This window comes from Amphritea sp. HPY (assembly GCF_050870985.1).
In the GTDB taxonomy this organism is placed as follows: Bacteria; Pseudomonadota; Gammaproteobacteria; order Pseudomonadales; family Balneatricaceae; genus Amphritea.
The window spans coordinates 2,456,444-2,474,801 of record NZ_CP194015.1; the positions used below are offsets into that span (position 1 = coordinate 2,456,444).

The 18,358-nt window shown below is 50.9% G+C and carries 16 protein-coding genes; 4 read left to right on the forward strand and 12 right to left on the reverse strand.

Going from position 1 to position 18,358, the window contains the following annotated elements; all coding sequences use genetic code 11:
• Positions 1–257 precede the first annotated feature (257 nt).
• The 9 genes from fghA to ACQUQM_RS11080 all read right to left on the reverse strand — a co-directional run bounded on the left by fghA (position 258) and on the right by ACQUQM_RS11080 (position 11,250).
• On the reverse strand, positions 258–1,121 hold the full coding sequence (gene fghA / locus ACQUQM_RS11040; protein ID WP_432474553.1) for an S-formylglutathione hydrolase: 864 nt from the start codon (positions 1,119–1,121) through the stop codon (positions 258–260).
• A 3-nt stretch (positions 1,122–1,124) separates the two neighbouring features.
• Positions 1,125–2,246: an S-(hydroxymethyl)glutathione dehydrogenase/class III alcohol dehydrogenase gene (locus tag ACQUQM_RS11045; RefSeq protein ID WP_432474820.1), complete on the reverse strand. Its 1,122-nt coding sequence runs from the start codon at positions 2,244–2,246 to the stop codon at positions 1,125–1,127.
• Positions 2,247–2,470: 224 nt separating this feature from the next.
• The gene (locus tag ACQUQM_RS11050) at positions 2,471–3,289 is read right to left on the reverse strand and encodes an electron transfer flavoprotein subunit beta (RefSeq protein ID WP_432474554.1); all 819 of its coding nucleotides are present in this window, start codon (positions 3,287–3,289) and stop codon (positions 2,471–2,473) included.
• Positions 3,279–4,541, reverse strand: coding sequence for an electron transfer flavoprotein subunit alpha/FixB family protein (locus ACQUQM_RS11055; RefSeq protein ID WP_432474555.1), 1,263 nt, complete (start codon positions 4,539–4,541; stop codon positions 3,279–3,281). The genes ACQUQM_RS11050 and ACQUQM_RS11055 overlap by 11 nt, the downstream gene beginning before the upstream one ends.
• The gene (locus ACQUQM_RS11060; protein WP_432474556.1) at positions 4,541–6,466 is read right to left on the reverse strand and encodes a (Fe-S)-binding protein; all 1,926 of its coding nucleotides are present in this window, start codon (positions 6,464–6,466) and stop codon (positions 4,541–4,543) included. The genes ACQUQM_RS11055 and ACQUQM_RS11060 overlap by 1 nt, the downstream gene beginning before the upstream one ends.
• A 251-nt stretch (positions 6,467–6,717) precedes the next feature.
• Positions 6,718–8,781: a dimethylglycine demethylation protein DgcA gene (gene dgcA, locus ACQUQM_RS11065; protein WP_432474557.1), complete on the reverse strand. Its 2,064-nt coding sequence runs from the start codon at positions 8,779–8,781 to the stop codon at positions 6,718–6,720.
• A gap of 150 nt (positions 8,782–8,931) precedes the next feature.
• The gene (locus tag ACQUQM_RS11070; RefSeq protein WP_432474558.1) at positions 8,932–9,462 is read right to left on the reverse strand and encodes a DUF5943 domain-containing protein; all 531 of its coding nucleotides are present in this window, start codon (positions 9,460–9,462) and stop codon (positions 8,932–8,934) included.
• 86 nt (positions 9,463–9,548) lie between these two features.
• The gene (locus tag ACQUQM_RS11075) at positions 9,549–10,526 is read right to left on the reverse strand and encodes a dipeptidase (RefSeq protein WP_432474559.1); all 978 of its coding nucleotides are present in this window, start codon (positions 10,524–10,526) and stop codon (positions 9,549–9,551) included.
• A 394-nt stretch (positions 10,527–10,920) separates the two neighbouring features.
• On the reverse strand, positions 10,921–11,250 hold the full coding sequence (locus ACQUQM_RS11080; RefSeq protein WP_432474560.1) for a DUF4389 domain-containing protein: 330 nt from the start codon (positions 11,248–11,250) through the stop codon (positions 10,921–10,923).
• Between the two features lie 351 nt (positions 11,251–11,601).
• On the opposite strand from ACQUQM_RS11080, the gene ACQUQM_RS11085 reads away from it, so the two are divergent.
• The 3 genes from ACQUQM_RS11085 (at position 11,602) to ACQUQM_RS11095 (ending at position 14,733) form a co-directional block, all read left to right on the forward strand.
• A complete protein-coding gene (locus ACQUQM_RS11085; RefSeq protein ID WP_432474561.1) occupies positions 11,602–12,561 on the forward strand; it encodes a transferrin-binding protein-like solute binding protein in 960 nt (319 codons plus the stop codon).
• Complete coding sequence (locus ACQUQM_RS11090) at positions 12,536–13,912, forward strand: surface lipoprotein assembly modifier (protein WP_432474562.1); 1,377 nt, start codon at positions 12,536–12,538, stop codon at positions 13,910–13,912. Before ACQUQM_RS11085 ends, ACQUQM_RS11090 begins: the two co-directional genes overlap by 26 nt.
• Before the next feature lie 167 nt (positions 13,913–14,079).
• The gene (locus ACQUQM_RS11095) at positions 14,080–14,733 is read left to right on the forward strand and encodes a protein-L-isoaspartate(D-aspartate) O-methyltransferase (protein WP_432474563.1); all 654 of its coding nucleotides are present in this window, start codon (positions 14,080–14,082) and stop codon (positions 14,731–14,733) included.
• A gap of 30 nt (positions 14,734–14,763) precedes the next feature.
• Here ACQUQM_RS11095 and ACQUQM_RS11100 read toward each other — a convergent pair whose 3' ends face one another.
• Positions 14,764–15,789 (reverse strand): helix-turn-helix domain-containing protein, encoded by a 1,026-nt coding sequence (locus ACQUQM_RS11100; RefSeq protein WP_432474564.1) that lies wholly within the window; start codon positions 15,787–15,789, stop codon positions 14,764–14,766.
• A 145-nt stretch (positions 15,790–15,934) separates the two neighbouring features.
• On the opposite strand from ACQUQM_RS11100, the gene ACQUQM_RS11105 reads away from it, so the two are divergent.
• Positions 15,935–16,858 (forward strand): DMT family transporter, encoded by a 924-nt coding sequence (locus ACQUQM_RS11105; RefSeq protein WP_432474565.1) that lies wholly within the window; start codon positions 15,935–15,937, stop codon positions 16,856–16,858.
• 64 nt (positions 16,859–16,922) lie between these two features.
• Here ACQUQM_RS11105 and ACQUQM_RS11110 read toward each other — a convergent pair whose 3' ends face one another.
• Entirely contained in the window at positions 16,923–17,456 is a 534-nt protein-coding gene (locus ACQUQM_RS11110; protein WP_432474566.1) for an NADPH-dependent FMN reductase, read from the reverse strand.
• Between the two features lie 185 nt (positions 17,457–17,641).
• Positions 17,642–18,274, reverse strand: coding sequence for a LysE/ArgO family amino acid transporter (locus ACQUQM_RS11115; RefSeq protein ID WP_432474567.1), 633 nt, complete (start codon positions 18,272–18,274; stop codon positions 17,642–17,644).
• Between the last annotated feature and the right edge of the window lie 84 nt (positions 18,275–18,358).

The window sequence follows — 18,358 nt, forward strand, 5'->3', positions numbered from 1 at the left end:
ATATTGCACAGTACAAAATGGCATCAACAGGACAACAATGTATCCATATATAAAAAGTTTATGGATACATATTCACAGTATGAATAAAAATACGCAGCAACAAATAGCTAAACGACACAGTTGATACGGCACTGCAGTGGCTCAACGTCCTACAGGCTGCGCAAAGGAGAAGATGATCGGAATAATGGGTGACAGAAAATAAAAAGCCCCCATACCTGAAGGTATGGGGGCTTATAAACAGTTATGAATAACCTTATTTATGCCTTCATATGCCCGGCATGGAAGCGCATGTGCTCCTCAATAAAGGAGGCGATAAAGTAGTAGCTGTGATCGTAGCCCGGCTGCATCCGCAACTCGAAATTGAGACCGCTGGATGCCACAGCCCTGACCAGCTGTTCCGGCTGCAGCTGCTCAGCCAGGAACTGATCTTCACTGCCCTGATCCACCAGCGTCGGCGGTACTGAGCGAGCCTTCCTGATCAATTCACAACTGTCATACTGGCGCCATGCTTCGCGGTCATCACCAAGATAGCTAGTAAAAGCCTTCTGCCCCCAGGGGGCCTGCATCGGGTTACAGATCGGACTGAATGCGGATACCGAACAGAACTGCTGCGGATTTTTCAGTGCAATCATAAGTGCACCGTGTCCACCCATGGAATGCCCACTGATGGACCAGCGATCGGTCACCGGAAACTCCTGCTGCACCAGCTGCGGCAACTCATTTACGATGTAATCATACATCCGGTAATGCTTAGCCCAGGGCTGCTCAGTCGCATTGACATAGAAGCCGGCACCCAGCCCTAAATCATAAGCGCCTTCAGCATCATCCGGTACATCTTCACCCCGTGGGCTGGTATCCGGCACCACTATAGCAACACCCAGCTCAGCAGCTATCCGGTGAGCACCGGCCTTCTGCATGAAATTTTCATCGTTGCAGGTCAGACCTGACAGCCAATACAGAACCGGTACTTTTTGACCCGGTTCGCCATGTTCACCCTGCTCTACCTGCGGCGGCAGATACACGGCAAAGCGCATCGAGCAGCCCAGGGTTTCTGAGTAGTGATTATATTGCCGCTGCCAACCACCAAAGCTGCGGTTGGCTGAAATGTTTTCCATAGTCATGAATCAGTCCTTCTGGCCATATTCGATAACGGTACGGATGCTCTTACCTTCGTGCATAAGGTCGAAGGCCTCGTTGATATCTTCCAGCGGCATACGGTGGGTGATGAAATCATCCAGACTGAATTCGCCCGCCATATATCGATCAACATAACCAGGCAGCTCAGAACGGCCCTTGACGCCACCAAAAGCGGAACCTTTCCATACCCGACCGGTTACCAGCTGGAACGGGCGGGTTGAGATCTCCTGACCGGCACCGGCAACACCGATAATGACAGACTCACCCCAGCCTTTATGGCAGCATTCCAACGCAGAACGCATGGTATGTACGTTACCGATACACTCGAAAGAGTAGTCCACACCACCGTCAGTCAGCTCAACAATCACTTCCTGAATCGGCTTCTCGTAATCCTTAGGATTAATACAATCGGTCGCACCCAGTTTACGTGCCAGGTCGAACTTGGTTTCGTTAATATCGATAGCGATAATACGACCAGCCTTAGCCATCGCAGCACCGATAATCGCAGAGAGACCAACGCCACCCAAACCGAATACGGCAACAGTCGCGCCCTCTTCTACCTTAGCGGTATTCATCACTGCGCCCATACCTGTAGTCACACCACAACCTAACAGGCAGACTTCATCCAGCGGGGCTTCTTTATTAACCTTGGCCAGCGCAATTTCTGGCAGTACTGTGTACTCAGAAAAAGTAGAACACCCCATGTAGTGGAAGATCGGCTCGCCATCTTTATAGAAACGGGTAGTGCCGTCTGGCATCAGGCCTTTACCCTGGGTCTCACGAATCTTCTGGCACAGGTTAGTCTTGCCGGATTTACAGAATTTACACTCGCCACATTCCGGTGTGTACAGCGGAATAACATGATCACCGATCGCAACACTGGTAACACCTTCGCCAATCTGCTCAACAACGCCGCCACCCTCGTGCCCCAGGATCGCAGGAAAAATACCTTCCGGGTCTTCACCGGACAAGGTAAACGCATCCGTATGACAAACACCGGTAGCAACAATTCGTACCAGTACTTCACCTGCCTGTGGCGGCATTACATCAACTTCTTCGATAGACAGAGGTTGGCCCGGGCCCCAGGCAATAGCAGCTTTTGACTTAATCATTGTTTGCTCCAGCAGAAAACGTTTTATTATTCAGTAACCTGCCCCAGCCATTTGCAAACCGGCCAGAAAGATAGCGCGCTAATACAGGTTACTCAGTTATTTTAAAAGATTGTTATTTCAAAGTAGATAAAGATCAGGGTAGTAAAAGAATAGCGAAAGGATATGCCCGGGAGCGACTTTTTATTTCAGAATCCGGTCGCCCCGGGAAACAGGTAAACGATTTAGCGCAGCACGCCTTCTTCCAGCAGCAGATCAAAGATGGCCTGCGCCTGCTCGGCAGCTGGCTCATTTTTCATCACTTTACCACCATCGCCCTGGGCTTTGGCAGTCGCCGCTTTAAATCGTTCCGCTGCGGTTTTGGCTTTAACCATTTTCAACCGCTTCGGTCGTTTGCGGGCCGGCGCTTCACTCCACTCATCACGTACAACGTCGGTTGTAGCTGATGTCGATTGGAGATCCATCTCAGCACGACTGGCGGGACCAAAAGCACTCTGACGCGCTTCCTGCGCTGCATTATCAACGCTGGCTACAAACGGCAGTCGAACCTTCAGCGCACGACGCTGACCACGCGGCAACGCCTGCAGTATTTCAGCAACCCCGCCTTCCACAGAGACGATATCAGCAATACGAGGTACCAGCGGCCAACCCAGCTGTTCTGCTAACTGATAAGGCACCATACCGGACGACTCACCGCTTTCAGCGCGCACACCGGCCAGCACAATATCAGGGCCATGCTGTTTCAGGTAATCACTCAGGGACGCGATCGCATCAGCTGAGGGATCCATCTCCAGCACCCGGATTGAGTTCAGGCCCATACCAGCATAGCTACGTAATGCCTGCTGTTGCGGATCACCGGCATGAAGTACTGTCAACTGCCCCTGAGATGAAGAGCCGCTGCATAGACTCATACCCAGTTCTACGGCACGGCCATCCTGTTCTGCGCGCCGCTCACGACCCGACTGTGGGTGCTTACCCACCGAGATCAGGGAGACGATATTCAGATCGTTGGCAAAACGCTGCCCTGCTTGCTTATGCTGCATCCTGATCACCTCCTTCAGTCTGTTGCTGACGGAAGTTTTCCGCCAGTTTCGTCAGTTCAGCAAGAATCTCTTCGCTGTCACCGATTGTGCTTAGTGCAGCACTCTTCACCATGTCACAACCGGCATCAGTATTAATCGCAACGATCTTATCGCACTGACCAATACCCTGCATATGCTGGATCGCACCGGAGATACCCACCGCAATATAGACCCGGGCGGTAACCCAGGTACCAGTAGCACCGACCTGACGGAAACGTGGCATAAAGCCATCGTCAACCGCTACCCGGCTGGCACCTTCTGTCGCACCCAATGATGCGGCTGTGGCGTGGAACTGATCCCAGTTATGGATACCATTACCGGCAGAGAGGATAAACTCAGCTTCACCCAGCGGTATCGCATTCGGATCAACCGCTACCTGACCCTGATCCTGAAGCTGTGCAATAACCGTCGGCACATGCGCCAACTCAACTGGCAACGCTTCATGACGGGTTTCATCGATCGGATCGGCACACTCTTCCGCCAGCATCAGCAGACGAGGAGTAGCGCGGGTAATATCACTGGTACCACCGGCACCCCGGCTGACGGTCGTGGCATTATCTACCTGCCACGCCTGTACCGCTGGCCGTTCATTGATGCGTGCCGCCAGACGGGAACCAAGATCGGTGCCGCCATTTACGCTATCCGGGAACAACCAGTGTTTCGGCTGGTAGGCATTTTCAACCTGAACCAGTGCCGTCAGTTGTTGCTCAGGGCAGTAACCCTGGTATTCATCACCATCGAGTAACAACAGACGGTCAACACCCGCCTTATCAAAGGCATCTTCTTTACTGCTGCCGAAGCAAACAGCAAGTACCGCGCCCTTCTCGTCTGAAGAGTCTCCGATACCATTGGCCAGCTTATGCGCCTGGCCGATAACATCTTTATCGTGACTGGTCAGACGACCGCCGACCATATCCGGCACTACGACAATGTAGAAGTCCGGATTCTCTACCTTATGCAGCGGCAGTTCAGCTTGTGCTGCAGTCCCACTACGGCGACCTTTACCGGACGCCGCGGCATTGCCTTTCAGGCGATCAATACGTTTGATACCGTTAGGCCCGATGAAGCCTACCTTATGCGGATTCTTACGCAGCAACCCGGAAGGGCCCCGGACTTCAACGTCATCGCTAACCGATACAGTACCGTGCAGCGGATGTAGCCTGTTGCGGGCGATCCACTCAGCGCGGGGATCTCTACGAATGATATCGCTCATCAGTGAACCTCCTCTATCAGCTGGCCGGCTAATATCTCAGCAATATCTTTTACTTCCGGACGTGGTTCAACCACGCCTTCCAGCATCGCAGTACACTGCTGACAGCCAACCGCTACCAATTCCGCCCCGGTGCTGTTTACATCTTCCATCCGCATATCGGCGATACGACGCTCACCCGGAATATCAGTAATCGGTGCACCACCACCGCCGCCACAGCAACGGGAACGGAAACCTGAACGCTCCATTTCGGCAATCTCGACACCCAGCGAACGCAGTAGTTCACGCGGCGCTTCGTATTCACCGTTATACCGGCCCAGATAACATGGATCATGATAGGTCACAGTGCCTGCACTCAGGTTATCCAGCTTCAGCTTGCCCTGCTGTACCAACTCATTCAGGTAAGTCGTATGATGCAGCACTTCAACATCCTTCAACACATCTAAACCTAAATCGTTATATTCATTGCGCAGGCAGTGATACGCATGGGGATCGGTGGTCACAATGCGCTTAAACTTATACTTTGACATTGCTTCCATGTTGCGTTTCGCCAGGCTCTGGAACGTCGCGTCATCACCCAGACGGCGGGCAACATCACCACAATCCAGTTCCTCATCACCCAGTACAGCGAAATCGACATCAGCGGCTTTTAGCAGCTTCACGAATGAACGCAGGATACGCTGACTGCGCATATCAAAGGCGCCATCGGACACCCAGAACAGCACTTCAGTCTCTTTAACATCACTCAGTAGCGTCAGGTTCTGATCCGCTGCCCAGTTAGTCCGGCTCGCTGGTGCATAACCATTCGGGTTATCGGTAGCGATAATATTATCCAGAATCTCGGCACCCTTATTCGGAGTACTGCCCTTTTCCATAGTCAGGTAGCGACGCATATCAACAACAGCATCGACATGCTCGATCATCATCGGACACTCTTCAACACAGGCACGACAAGTAGTGCAGGACCAAAGTGTTTCCGGATCGATCAGACCTTTCGTGATAATCTGATTAGGGCCGCCTTTAGCATTGCCAACCTCTTTACCGGGGTAGGGACTACCGGCAAATTTAGCATCACTGCCACCCGCCAGACCTACCACCATATCCTGAATCAGCTTTTTCGGATTCAGCGGCTGACCCGCTGCAAATGCAGGACACATCGCCTCACACTTACCACACTGTACGCAGGCATCGAAGCCAAGCAACTGAGTCCACTTAAAGTCGGTTGGTTTAGCGACACCCAGTACACTGCCTTCGTCCGATGCAACAGTCAGATCAACCGGTTTCAGCCCGGTAGAGCGGCCACCGCCGAAACGCTCCTGACGTCGATGGAATGCCAGATGTAGGGCACCAGCGAAAGCGTGCTTCATCGGCCCGCCCCAGGTCATACCAAAGAACAGCTCACCCATACCCCAGATAATCAGAGCGGTCAGGAACAGCGTCAACAGTACTCCACCGGTTCCTTCCGGCAGTACACCTGCAGCAGGCAGAGTGAGTACAAAGAAAGCCCCAGCAAAAGACAGCAGGCTCTTAGGCAGCCGCATCCATGGGCCTTTAGAGATCCGGCTCGGAGGATCTATACGACGCTTAAAGACAAACAGCGCACCAGCAAACATCAGCACCAGTGAAGCCAGCAGCGCCCAGGCCAGAATCTGACTATCGATACCCAGCATATGAACCAGGATGATCAATACCGCAGAAAGGACAAAACCACCACCGGTCGCGGCGTGGGTCTTGGACATATATTTATCGCGTTCAACGATATCATGCAGATCGTGCAGATAACGACCCGGCATCGCCATCAAACCGGCGATCAGGTTGATCTGATCAGCTTGCCCGGCACGCCACAGATTGACCCGGCGTACAGCACCGATTGCAGCCAGCACTAGCGCAGTAGCAATCAGGACGGGGTGTAACCACTCAAAAATCATAAGGCACCCTCATAAAAAACAGGTGTTCGGGCAGTTATACCTGCCCTGTTATTCTTACTGACCAGCCCTTAAGTTCACTAACAAACAGGGCAGGCACAAGCGTATTTAATCGAGCTGGTCGTAGCTGAGCGTTATGAGCGCAGGAAGTGCAAGACATAAAGCTTACGGATGAGCGGAGCATAGCAGCGCTATGTGAGCACCAGCCGTAAACTTTTAACGCCGCAATTCCAAGCGCAATAGCTCAGATACGATCAGAGATCTTTGCAAAGGCGCAGGGCATCATAGATTGCGGCATGAGTATTACGCTGCGAAACGCAATCACCCAGACGCCACAGAATCATGCCTTCGCCTGCCTCAGCCAGTACCGGCTGAGCGACAGAATCAAACAACGCTTCGTTGTCGATCTGACCCTTATTGCTAGACTCTGATTTCAGCTCGTAATACAACTCTTCGTTAGGCCGGATACCGTTCTCGACCACAACCTGATCGACAACCCGTTCTTCACGCTGACCGGTGTATTCGTTCTCGAGTACCGCCACCAGGCTTTCGCCTTCACGGTAGACTTTTTCGAGAATCATGTCAGAGGTCATAATTACCTCTTTCTCATACAGGTTTCGGTAGTAAGTCGGGAATGTAGTACCGCCGATACCCACGCCAGGCTTGATATCGTCGGTTACCAGCTCAACCATTGAACCTTTGGATGCCAGGTAATCTGCCGCCGACATACCGGAGAACTCACAGATAGTGTCATAGATCAGAACATTCTTGCCCGGCTCAACCTTGCCGTTCAGAATATCCCAGGTAGATACGCTCAAACCTTCTGCCGCGCCCCACTCAGGGTTCTGATCGACAAATGGACGGCCGCCGGTAGCCAGAATACAAACATCCGGCTTAAGGTCGCGGATAACATCGGCATTGGCATCAGTTCCCAGTCGCAGATCAACACCAAGACGTTCAATTTCCATCGCAAGCCAACGGGTGATACCCGCCATCTGATCACGTTGCGGTGCTTTCGCAGCGATAGTGATCTGACCACCCAGCTCTTCCGCTTTTTCAAGCAGCGTCACATCATGGCCCCGCTCAGCAGCAACCCGCGCCGCTTCCATTCCACCAGGGCCACCACCAACAATCACCACCTTGCGCTTAACACCGGTGGTTTTTTCAATGATATGCGGCATACCCTTGTGCTCACGGGAGGTCGCAGCGTTCTGGATACACAACACATCCAGACCCATGTACTGACGGTCGATACAGTAGTTAGCACCGACACACTGACGGATCTGATCAACCTGATCCATCTTGATCTTGGCGATCAGGTGCGGATCTGCAATATGCGCACGGGTCATACCTACAAAATCGACATAACCGGCTTCAACAATACGCTTCGCCTGGTTCGGATCTTTGATGTTCTGGGCATGGATAACCGGCACATCAACGACTTCTTTAATACCAGCCGCCAGGTGCAGGAACGGCTCAGGCGGGTAGCTCATGTTAGGAATAACGTTCGCCAGGGTGTTGTGAGTATCACAACCGGAACCTACCACGCCGAAGAAATCCAGCAGGCCGGTATCGTTGTAGTACTTGGCGATCTGTTTCAGATCGTCATGGCTCAGACCGTCCGGGTGGAACTCATCGCCACACATGCGGATACCAACAACAAAATCACGACCAACCTCAGCACGTACCGCTTTCAGCACTTCAAGGCCGAAACGCATACGGTTTTCCAGGCTTCCGCCCCATTGGTCCGTACGCTTGTTAACCCGTGGCGACCAGAACTGATCGATCATGTGCTGGTGTACTGCAGACAGCTCAACACCGTCCAGGCCACCCTCTTTAGCACGACGGGCCGCTTGCGCGAAGTCGCCGATTACACGCCAGATCTCTTCCTCTTCAATCGTCTTACAAGTCGCACGGTGAACCGGCTCACGGATGCCTGATGGTGACATCAGGTTAGGCCATTCACCACCATCCCAACGGGAGCGACGTCCCATGTGGGTAATCTGAATCATGATCTTGCCACCGTGCTTATGCACAGCATCGGCAAGATTCTGGAAATGCGGGATAATCCGATCAGTCGACAGGTTGACTGAGCTCCACCAGCTCTGTGGACTATCGATAGACACCACACTGGAACCACCACAGATAGACAGACCACAACCACCTTTGGCCTTCTCTTCGTAATACTTCACGTAACGGTCAGTAGTCATACCACCATCGGTCGCATAGACCTCGGCGTGAGCGGTACTGACAATACGGTTACGGATAGTCAGGTTGTTAATCTTTAATGGCTCAAACAGTACATCAAACTGGGACATGGTCGGGAACCCCACCTTATTCTTAACTGGACGGATCGTTTTAAAGCTACTGCGCTTTAAAGCGATCCTTGTGCCAGTGTTTATTTATTCTTAACAGGCCTCTGTGGACCTGCAGTAACTCTTGTCTTTATTTGTTCTGGCCAGACGTACTTACAATGGTGTTACTTCGAAGTAACCCACATCGCAGCCATCTTCAGCGCCACACTGGGTCTGCTCAGCCTTAGTCCGGACTTCGTAGCCCAGGCTTTCAGCGATCTGATCCATTGCGCCAGCGAACCAGCCGGTAAACATGTAGTCGACCTTACGATTCACTTTGCCGTACTGGTAAACGAAGGCAGAGTTTTCCAGGCGTACTTTGGCGGTACCCGCTTCCAGATCCAGTTCTTCAGTAACGAAGAAACCCCAGCCGCGCTGCGACAGACGCTTCATATAGTGGTGCCATACTTCAGCGCCGGAGAAACCGTGCTCGGCAGCTTCTTTTTCACACCAGTAATGAGCTGATTTATAACCCGCCTTGTACAGGATATCGGCATAACGCTCAGCACCGATCTCTTCCTCGATACCCATGTGGTTGTTTACAAAGAAGTGACGCGGCACGTACAACATTGGCAGTGCGTCGGTAGTCCATACTCCGGTTTCATCATTTACTTCGATTGGCATTTCTGGCGCATGTACACCCATAGTTCTCTACCTCAAAATCTTTTTATTTTTCAATTACTGCTAAATTCAAAATCAACCATTTTCCTAACGTTACGAGGGCTGTAGCTTTACTCGCCCCAAACGTCTTTCAATAGGTCTACCCAGTTATCACCCATAATCTTGCGCACCTGGCTCTCAGAGAACCCATCGCGCAGCAATGCTTCAGTCAGGTTCGGGAACTCACCTACAGTACGGATACCCAGTGGGTTAATGATCTCGCCGAAGCGGGTCAGGCGACGGGCATAGCCCTTATCGTGAGTCAGGTATTCGAAGAAATCGTGACCGTGGCCCTGAGTAAAGTCAGTGCCGATACCAATCGCGTCTTCGCCAACGATGTTGTAGACATAACGGATCGCTTCAACGTAATCGTCGACAGTCGCATTAACACCGGCACGCAGGAATGGAGTAAACATAGTTACGCCAACGAAGCCGCCGTTATCAGCGATATATTTAAGCTCTTCATCAGAGCGGTTACGTGGGTGCTCTTTCAGACCAGAAGGCAGGCAATGCGAGTAGGCTACCCGCTTGTTTGATTCGTCGATCACTTCCCTGGCAGTATTAGGGCCAACATGAGACAGGTCGCACAACATGCCATGCTTGTTCATCTCGGCAACGATTTCACGACCAAAACCGGACAGGCCGCCATCGCGCTCGTAGCAGCCGGTGCCAACCAGGTTCTGGGTGTTGTAGCACATTTGTACAATACCCACGCCCAGATCCTTGAATATTTTCACGTAGCCGATCTGATCTTCAAAGGCATTCGCATTCTGGAAGCCCATCATCACACCGGTCTTACCTTCATGCTTAGCACGGAAGATATCCTCGGTGGTACGCACCTTCATCAGCAAGTCACTGCTCTCTTCGATCAGCTCATTCATCTCAACGATGTTGCGCACAGTACCTTCAAAGTTTTCCCAGAAAGCGACCGTGCAGTTGGCTGCGGTCAGACCACCCTTAGCCATATCTTCAAATAGGGCGCGCTCCCACTTGGCGCAGATCAGACCATCAATAACGATGGAGTCGTTGTGCAGTTCAGCTGCGTTCATTCTTATTATCCTTCTGTATTAACTCTTATCAGGCCCGTTTAAAATCTCACGGCCGGGCAATAGGGAAAGCTCCAAGGGAGTTTCCCAGCGTTAAGTTCAGTGTAAGTTTTCGGTAAAACGGACAAGAGGCTGGAAACGACCCACTCGATACCAAAAGCGACGGAGTTGGCACCAGAGTCTGAATTTGTGGAGGTTGGCGTGGGATTTCAGGGGCTGGAATTTAGGGGATTATCGGGTAAAAGTGGCTAGAGCGCCGCTTCGCGGCTCGCTAGAACGCGGCTTTGCCGCTGCTAGTGGCTAGAAAAAGCGTAAAAGCCTTCTTAACCTTGTTCGGATGAGATTCTGATTTTCGGCTTCGTAAGATATGCCGGGGCTTTACTGAGTAACGACTATTTCAGTCGTTATCATCGTTCTGTTCCGGGGTTCCTTTTGGCCAGGGCGCGAACGGGTATGGGTGGGTTTCGCTATTGAAGGTCAGAAAGCTCAAAATTTGGTAAACATAGGTGCTCAGGCTCTGACCGAAGGTGAGCAGCCTATCGTTAGGTTTTTTGAAGACCAACAGCACAATAAACTGGAACACGACTACCGCCACCAGTACCACTTCGGCGACACTGTACAAGATTGTGAATAACACCATATACAGTAACCGCCACCAGATACTGCGTTCTTCAGGACTGTTTTTTTCAGCATCGTTTGTTACGGCGGTTTCGTTATTGTTTTCCATAATATTCCTAACCACGTCAATTCCCATTGCCTGAATACTAGAACAGTCCGGGGAAAAAGGAATTATTTCGTAAAACTATCAGCACTACAAAGCACCTTAGACTGTGTTTTTTTCTATTCAGGCCGTGGATTTTCTCTTAAAACGATCGGAAACTCCGCCTACAGTGACCCATACCTTGGCAAATGCCGCCCTTTCAATATCCGGATATCGTTACTAACCTTTTCTTAAGTGCTGATCGCATTACTCCCAGAACGTGAACGGAAGTTTGTTTCGTTGTAGTCACCCCGGGCAAACCAAGTGGTACGGTGAGCGAGTACAATAAACCTGGGACTTCCGGTAAGGACTGGAGTTATGAAGTATAGGAATTTCAGTGCGATTATATTCTCACTTGGCGCCAGCCTGCTACTGGCTGCCTGCGGTGGTGGCGGTAAAGGCTTTGTAAAACCTACGCTAAACTTCTCTTCATTTAGCGACATAAAGGCAAACCAGGAAGTTATTGCTGATGGGATTTCCCAAACAGCAACAGAGACTAAAGATGCATCAACTGGTGAAGTAACAAGTATCTCCCCGGCCACACAAGACACCGATAATACGAATTTAACATTTGATTATGACGCTTCACGGGCGCTAAGTGCATTAACCCTCGAATCAGCGGAAGCAAACCTGTCATGGAGTGAAGCCAGTGGCGACATTTTTTTTATCCCTGATGTAAGTTTGTTTCTCTCTAATAGCGCGTTGTTTGTATCTAATCCGGACAGTACACAAACCTTTGTAATCGCTAATCCGGATGACACATCGCTTAGCTGGAACTATCAAACCTTTGGCGTCTGGCAGGATATTTCGGTTTCAGATACTACTATTACGACCCAGAGGGGAGTTGTCTCTGTAGGCAGAGCATCGCCTGCTTTCGGTATACCGACAGAAGACGGTGCGACTTATGAAGGCCTGGCCTCAGGTTTCTATACAGACGCTGATGGAAAACTGCTCCTTTTTGATTCCGCTTTAACGGCCGAAGCAAACTTCGCCGCAAGAAGTATAAGTTTTACTACCTCTGGTACTACAGCGATCAATGATAATCCGGTTGGTATTACTTCAAGAGATGATCTGAATCTAACCGGTAATCTGTTTTATAACGCCGGCAGCAATCAATTCACAGGCACGTTAACAAACAATGGATCATTGAGCGGCACAGCCACAGGTCGCTTCTATGGTTCTAATGCTGAAGAGATCGGAGGAACTTTTGATCTTAATGGTAGTGGTTTAGAAAGCATGCTGGGTGGCTTCGGTGCCAAAGAAATACCATTACCCTGATCGACTTCTGCGCGATACCCACTACCCTGGAGTAACAACGCAGAGTACTCTCTCTGACAACGCCCTCGCTATGCTCACCGTTTTGTTCATATCCGTCATACTGACCTGCCCCACTATTGTAATAGCAAGTGGGCAAACTACTCGTGAACAGATAGGTATCGCCACTCAGCTGTTTGAGACCGGTCGTTTTTCAGAGGCCGCCACAATAATCCGGACACTCAGGGAAAAACCTGAGCCACCGAACCAGATTATTTTCTTATCCGGCGCTCTGTATTATCAGGAGGGCAACTATAACTCAGCTGCAGCAGAGTTCAGGCAGCTGCTGATTTCCGATCCTTCTTTATTACGGCCACGTCTTGAGTTGGCTCGGGCCTTATACAAAGCAAGAGACTATCAAGCTGCCAGCTATCATTTTGAACAGGCTCTCGCAGCTCCCTTGCCAGAAAAGGTAAGCTGGAATGTCCGGAATTTCCTGAGAGATATACGCGAACGCAGTATGAGGTTTAGCTTTTCCTTAGACCTGATATCCGATAGCAATCCCACTCACTCTACCTCCTCTGAGGTGATTAATATTGCCGGCTTTAAATATCGCTTAAATGAAAATGCCAAAGCCAGAAAATCATGGGGGGTAGCCTTCACCGGCGATGCTAAATGGCCGGTTCCATCTGATCCGACGATATATGGCCGAGCCAGATTAGAGGCAAGTAAGTTTCAGGACAACAGGCTGAACTGGTCCTATTTGCAACTGATGGGCGGTAAACATTTTCGATTTATAAACCACACCTTCACTGCCGAAGCAGGTGGTCACACGAGTAGCTACGGTGACAAATCTTTATACGATGGACTGGCTTTAGCTGTTTCTGATCATCATAAACTCAGCGCTAACACTGATTGGGTGATCCGATATGACCTCAAACAGCTGAACTACTCAGACTATACATATCTGACCAGCTTACATCACAGCATTGCTGTCCACTGGCTATATGCTGATACGCCTGTGAGCCGCTGGCAGCTGGGTCTTGGCATGATAAACCATGATGCGGATGAACAATCCTATTCATTCACATCGCCTGTATTATCAGGAAGATACCTTTATGAATGGCCAGGGGGGCTTATTACAGGGATCAGTCTGGAATACTCTGATCTTAGCTACGATGGTATTGATCCGTTTTTTGCTATCAAACGCCACGATAAAGAGAAACTGATTGAGTTAGAACTAGTCAATCGAAACTGGCAATGGCAGGGCCTTGCCATGCGCTTCATTGCCGGAGTTATTTCACATGATTCCAACCTGGATCTCTACCGGTTCCGACGAGAGTATATACGCCTTGGTCTGACAAAGGAGTTTTAGCCGCTCATTCAGGAAATGATGAACATTTCCCTCCCCATAACAACGATTGTCTTCCGCTCACTGAGCGGCCTTCATATATAGCTATTCTGTAACTTGCTTCTCTGGCCTATCATTAAAGATGCTGAAGCACTGCAATATACAATTGGAGATCCAATCGAGGCATACCGATGCGACAGATGATAGAAGATATCGAATTGGAGGTCCGCTACACGGCCGAAATGATCGGTCGCCACACGCTTTCAGATAGCGTTATTGATGCGATGCGGCGGGTTCCACGCCATGTTTTTGTTGATCCCGCCCTGCTGGATCAAGCCTATGACAACAACCCTTTGCCGATCGGTTATGGGCAAACCATTTCGCAACCTTATATGGTCGCGGTGATGACCGACCTGCTGGAACCGCAGTCCCATCAAAAAGTTCTGGAAGTCGGCTGCGGCAGTGGTTATCAGGCCGCAGTGCTGTCACTACTCGTAAAGCAGGTCATCAGTCTGGAGATTATCTCTCCCCTGGCCGACAGTGCTCGCCGACTACTGAAAGAACAGGGCTACCACAATGTGCAGGTGATCCAGGCCGATGGTCACTTTGGCTGGGCAGATCAGGCACCTTATGACGGCATCATCGTCACCGCCGCTCCGGAAGAGATCCCACAACCCCTGATCGACCAGCTGGCACCGGGGGGCCATCTGATCATCCCGGTTGGCTTTCACGGAATAGGCCAGCAACTGTTGGATATTTATAAAGCTAAAGATGGCTCGGTTAGTACCAAGAAACGATTACCCGTTCGCTTCGTGCCCCTGACCGGAGGCGATCAAGCCTACTGACGAACGATTGCAGAAAATTCATAAGCCAGGTTAACGTATAGCCTTACGGTACTGTGCCGGCGTCACACCGACATGTTGTTTAAAGATTCGTCCGAAATGACTCTGATTACTGAAACCACACTTTAGCCCGATACTTGCCAGCGAGAGGCGCTCTTCATTAGCTGAGGGCTCGTCATTAGCTGAGGGCTCTTCATTAGCAGAGGGCTCTTTATTAGCTAAGGGCTCTTTATTTGCTGAAGGTGCTGCCAACAACTGCTTCGCATGCGCGATCCGTAATTGTGTCAGGTACTGGTGCGGGGTACAGGCCATACTGATACGGAACATCCGGTTAAAGTGGAACGGACTCAATTGCGCCACCAGCGCCAGTTCCTCAAGCGAAATCGCATTCGCGATATTGCACCGCATGTATTCGATGATCCGATCACGTACCGCACGGGTCAGCCCTCCACGAAACAGCTCCGGAGCAGAGCCCAGGCGAACATAGTGCTTGAGCAGGTGTAACAACATCGCCTCACTGCTCTGTTGCAGCGCCAGACGATCACTGCTGTCCTGCCATTGTGATGCTAATACCTGACGGTGCAGCATCTGAACCAGCTGCGGATCACTGGCGTAGGTCAGGTCTGGCAACTCGATACAGCGAGGATCGAGATCAAGCGCGGTGAGTGCCAGCTGACGTAAAGCATCATCGCTAAAATAGAGATGCACGAACTCCAGATGGCTATCGATCTCCCACCGCGAGTCATGTCCCACCGGAAACAAACACACACTGCCCGGTTCACCCTTTAGCTGCGGCAGGTCACTGCGTCGAATCTGCGATCCACCGCCCTGCAGGTAAATACTGAGGGTATGATGATTGAGGTTCTGATAACTAACCCGATCCCAATCGTTAGCCCAATGGGCGAAACTCACCCCGCCGGGTAATTCACAAAGATTACGCCGCACCGCATTGGAGGCAGACAATGTATCGTCCACCCGGCTCGAAGGCAGCTGTATGCGTTGCTCTGCTGACAAGTCCGGATGCCGGGGAGCATGTTGTAAGGAGGTTTGACAATTCATTCGACTAGTCTAGCATCGCCGGGCTGCGCAGCGCCTGCATAAAAATTCATCTCCGGTTGAGTCAACCGCAAGATCAGAACAAAAACGCAAGATCGTGATATCTCCGCCACAGCGGCAACCGTAATATATGCCTCAGGAGAACATTATGAACGCATTTTTATATCTGAATACTGTACTGATCTGGGGCACCACCTGGATCGCTATCCACTGGCAACTGGGCGATGTTCCGGTATTGGCTTCGGTCTTTTACCGCTTTGCCATCGCCGCCTCGTTGCTATTACCACTGCTTTACCTGAGCAGGAAGGTACAAGCCACCAGCCGGAACGATCACGGCTTTATGATATTGCAGGGCATGTGCCTGTTTTCTATGAACTTTGTCTGCTTCTATACCGCAGGACTCACTATATCCAGTGGTTTGCTGTCGGTGATATTTTCCTCCGCTACACTGTTCAACGCCTTCAATAGCCGTCTTTTCTGGGGCGAGCGCCCTACTCCCGTGGTATTTATCGCAGGGGTTATCGGAGTCTTCGGGCTGGGCCTGATGTTCTGGCCGGAGCTTAGTCAGCCGGAACCGGGCCGCAACGACGCCGGACTGGCTGACCTCAAAGGCATTGGACTGGGCATGCTGGGCACTTATCTATTCTCACTCGGCAATATGATCTCTCTGCGCCACAGTAAAAATGGCCTGAAGCCTCTGACCAGTAACGCCTATGCAATGATTTACGGCACCCTGTTTCTTGCAGCATTACTGGCGATAACCGGCACCCCTCTGATGTGGGACAACAGCCCGCGCTATCTAGGTAGCCTGTTCTACCTGGCGATTGTCGGCACCATCATCGGCTTTACCGCCTACCTCTCTTTAGTAGGCCGCATCGGGGCTAACAAAGCGGCTTACGCCACGGTGATGTTCCCGGTGGTCGCGCTGAGTCTGTCTACGGTATTCGAAGGCTATCAATGGAGTCTGAGCAGTATTACCGGCCTGATATTAGTGCTATCAGGTAACGCACTGATTCTGGGAGTCCGCATGCCCGGCTGGCGCCTGCTGCAAACGGCAACCGGCAAGGGATAAAGAGCCCATTCTGCCGATTGATGAAATCTAAAAAACCGCCCTGGACTACCCGGAGGTGGCTTTTCTACTTCAAATGATTCAGATGACTGACAGCATCCTTGAGTTGCTCATTGAGTTCAGGATGCTTGAGCAACTGTTTGTCTGAATCAAAATTGTCATAGAAACTCGGGATAGACAGGCTGGCTTTAACAACACCATCAAAATATGGCGCTGAATTGACTGCGGCGGCTAACACAGTGGCGCCGCCCATAGAGCCTGGCGAGGTAGACAGAAGCACCATCGGCTTCTTTTGAAACACTTTAGGCTCGATCCGGGAACACCAGTCAAATATGTTTTTATAGGCAACGGAATAGGAACCGTTATGCTCGGCAAAAGAGATAATGATGCCGTCACTTTCGCCGATCTTGGCCAGGAAGTCTTTGGCCAACCGTGGGTGGCCTATCTCCTCTTCTTTATCCTGACTATACAGAGGCAGTTCATAGTCATTCAGATCCAGCACTTCAACATCGGCTTTATTTAACAAATCAGCTGCATATTCCACCAGCTGTTTATTAATCGATGCTTTGTGATTACTTCCGGCAAACGCAATAATCTTCATAATAATCCCCGGCAACGCTTATAGATCAACAAAAAATAATTCAACAGAAACAATTATAGTAGCCCATCAATACCAACTCTGATTCAGAGGGGGTTTATGCTTTTTCTAGCCACTAGCAGGAAGGCCAACCTTCCATTCTAGCAGCGGCGAAGCCGCGTTCTAGCGAGCCGAACTTGTTCGGCGGTCTAGCTTAAACCGTCCGCTATAAGCAACCCCGCCAGTGTCCACATCATCACACAAACTAAACCATCGAGAATCCGCCAGGCGATCGGCTTGCGAAACAATGGTGCCAACCAGCGGGCTCCGAGGCTCAGGCTGAAGAACCAGATAAACGAAAACAGTGCCGCCCCCGCGCCAAACCAGTAACGCCCCTCCTCCGGATAACGTCCACCGATACTGCCCAGCAGGATCACGGTATCGAGATACACATGGGGGTTAAGCAGACTCAGCGCCAGGGTCGTCAGTAACGCCGATCGCAGTGATTTCAAACCTCCCCTTTTGATATCAAGGGTTTCAGATTTCAACGCTGAACGTAGCGCGTTAGCACCGTACCATAGAAGAAACAGTGCCCCACCCCAGGTAACCAGCATTAATAACAGTGGCGATTCACTGATCAATACCCCCATACCGGCTATACCCAGAGTGATCAAAATCGCATCAAGCATTCCACACAGGCCCGCAATCGGCCAGTGATACTCACGACGCACGCCCTGACTAAGCACGAAAGCATTTTGTGAACCGATAGCGATGATCAGTCCGGCGCTGGTTGCTAACCCGGTAAAAAATGGTGCAGGTAACGAAAGCAGGCTGGAGATCATCGTTATTACTCATCAATTGGTTCAGGTGACCGAGCTTAAGCAATCGCTTTTAGTTAGTAAAACTAATAATATTTAACTTACATT

What these genes read in the sequence shown, in the direction of transcription:
- fghA (WP_432474553.1), bottom strand. Translation starts at nt 1,121, where the DNA reads ATGACTATGGAAAACATTTCAGCCAACCGCAGCTTTGGTGGTTGGCAG.
- ACQUQM_RS11050 (WP_432474554.1), bottom strand. Translation starts at nt 3,289, where the DNA reads ATGCAGCATAAGCAAGCAGGGCAGCGTTTTGCCAACGATCTGAATATC.
- ACQUQM_RS11055 (WP_432474555.1), bottom strand. Translation starts at nt 4,541, where the DNA reads ATGAGCGATATCATTCGTAGAGATCCCCGCGCTGAGTGGATCGCCCGC.
- ACQUQM_RS11060 (WP_432474556.1), bottom strand. Translation starts at nt 6,466, where the DNA reads ATGATTTTTGAGTGGTTACACCCCGTCCTGATTGCTACTGCGCTAGTG.
- dgcA (WP_432474557.1), bottom strand. Translation starts at nt 8,781, where the DNA reads ATGTCCCAGTTTGATGTACTGTTTGAGCCATTAAAGATTAACAACCTG.
- ACQUQM_RS11070 (WP_432474558.1), bottom strand. Translation starts at nt 9,462, where the DNA reads ATGGGTGTACATGCGCCAGAAATGCCAATCGAAGTAAATGATGAAACC.
- ACQUQM_RS11075 (WP_432474559.1), bottom strand. Translation starts at nt 10,526, where the DNA reads ATGAACGCAGCTGAACTGCACAACGACTCCATCGTTATTGATGGTCTG.
- ACQUQM_RS11080 (WP_432474560.1), bottom strand. Translation starts at nt 11,250, where the DNA reads ATGGAAAACAATAACGAAACCGCCGTAACAAACGATGCTGAAAAAAAC.
- ACQUQM_RS11085 (WP_432474561.1), top strand. Translation starts at nt 11,602, where the DNA reads ATGAAGTATAGGAATTTCAGTGCGATTATATTCTCACTTGGCGCCAGC.
- ACQUQM_RS11095 (WP_432474563.1), top strand. Translation starts at nt 14,080, where the DNA reads ATGCGACAGATGATAGAAGATATCGAATTGGAGGTCCGCTACACGGCC.
- ACQUQM_RS11100 (WP_432474564.1), bottom strand. Translation starts at nt 15,789, where the DNA reads ATGAATTGTCAAACCTCCTTACAACATGCTCCCCGGCATCCGGACTTG.
- ACQUQM_RS11105 (WP_432474565.1), top strand. Translation starts at nt 15,935, where the DNA reads ATGAACGCATTTTTATATCTGAATACTGTACTGATCTGGGGCACCACC.
- ACQUQM_RS11110 (WP_432474566.1), bottom strand. Translation starts at nt 17,456, where the DNA reads ATGAAGATTATTGCGTTTGCCGGAAGTAATCACAAAGCATCGATTAAT.
- ACQUQM_RS11115 (WP_432474567.1), bottom strand. Translation starts at nt 18,274, where the DNA reads ATGATCTCCAGCCTGCTTTCGTTACCTGCACCATTTTTTACCGGGTTA.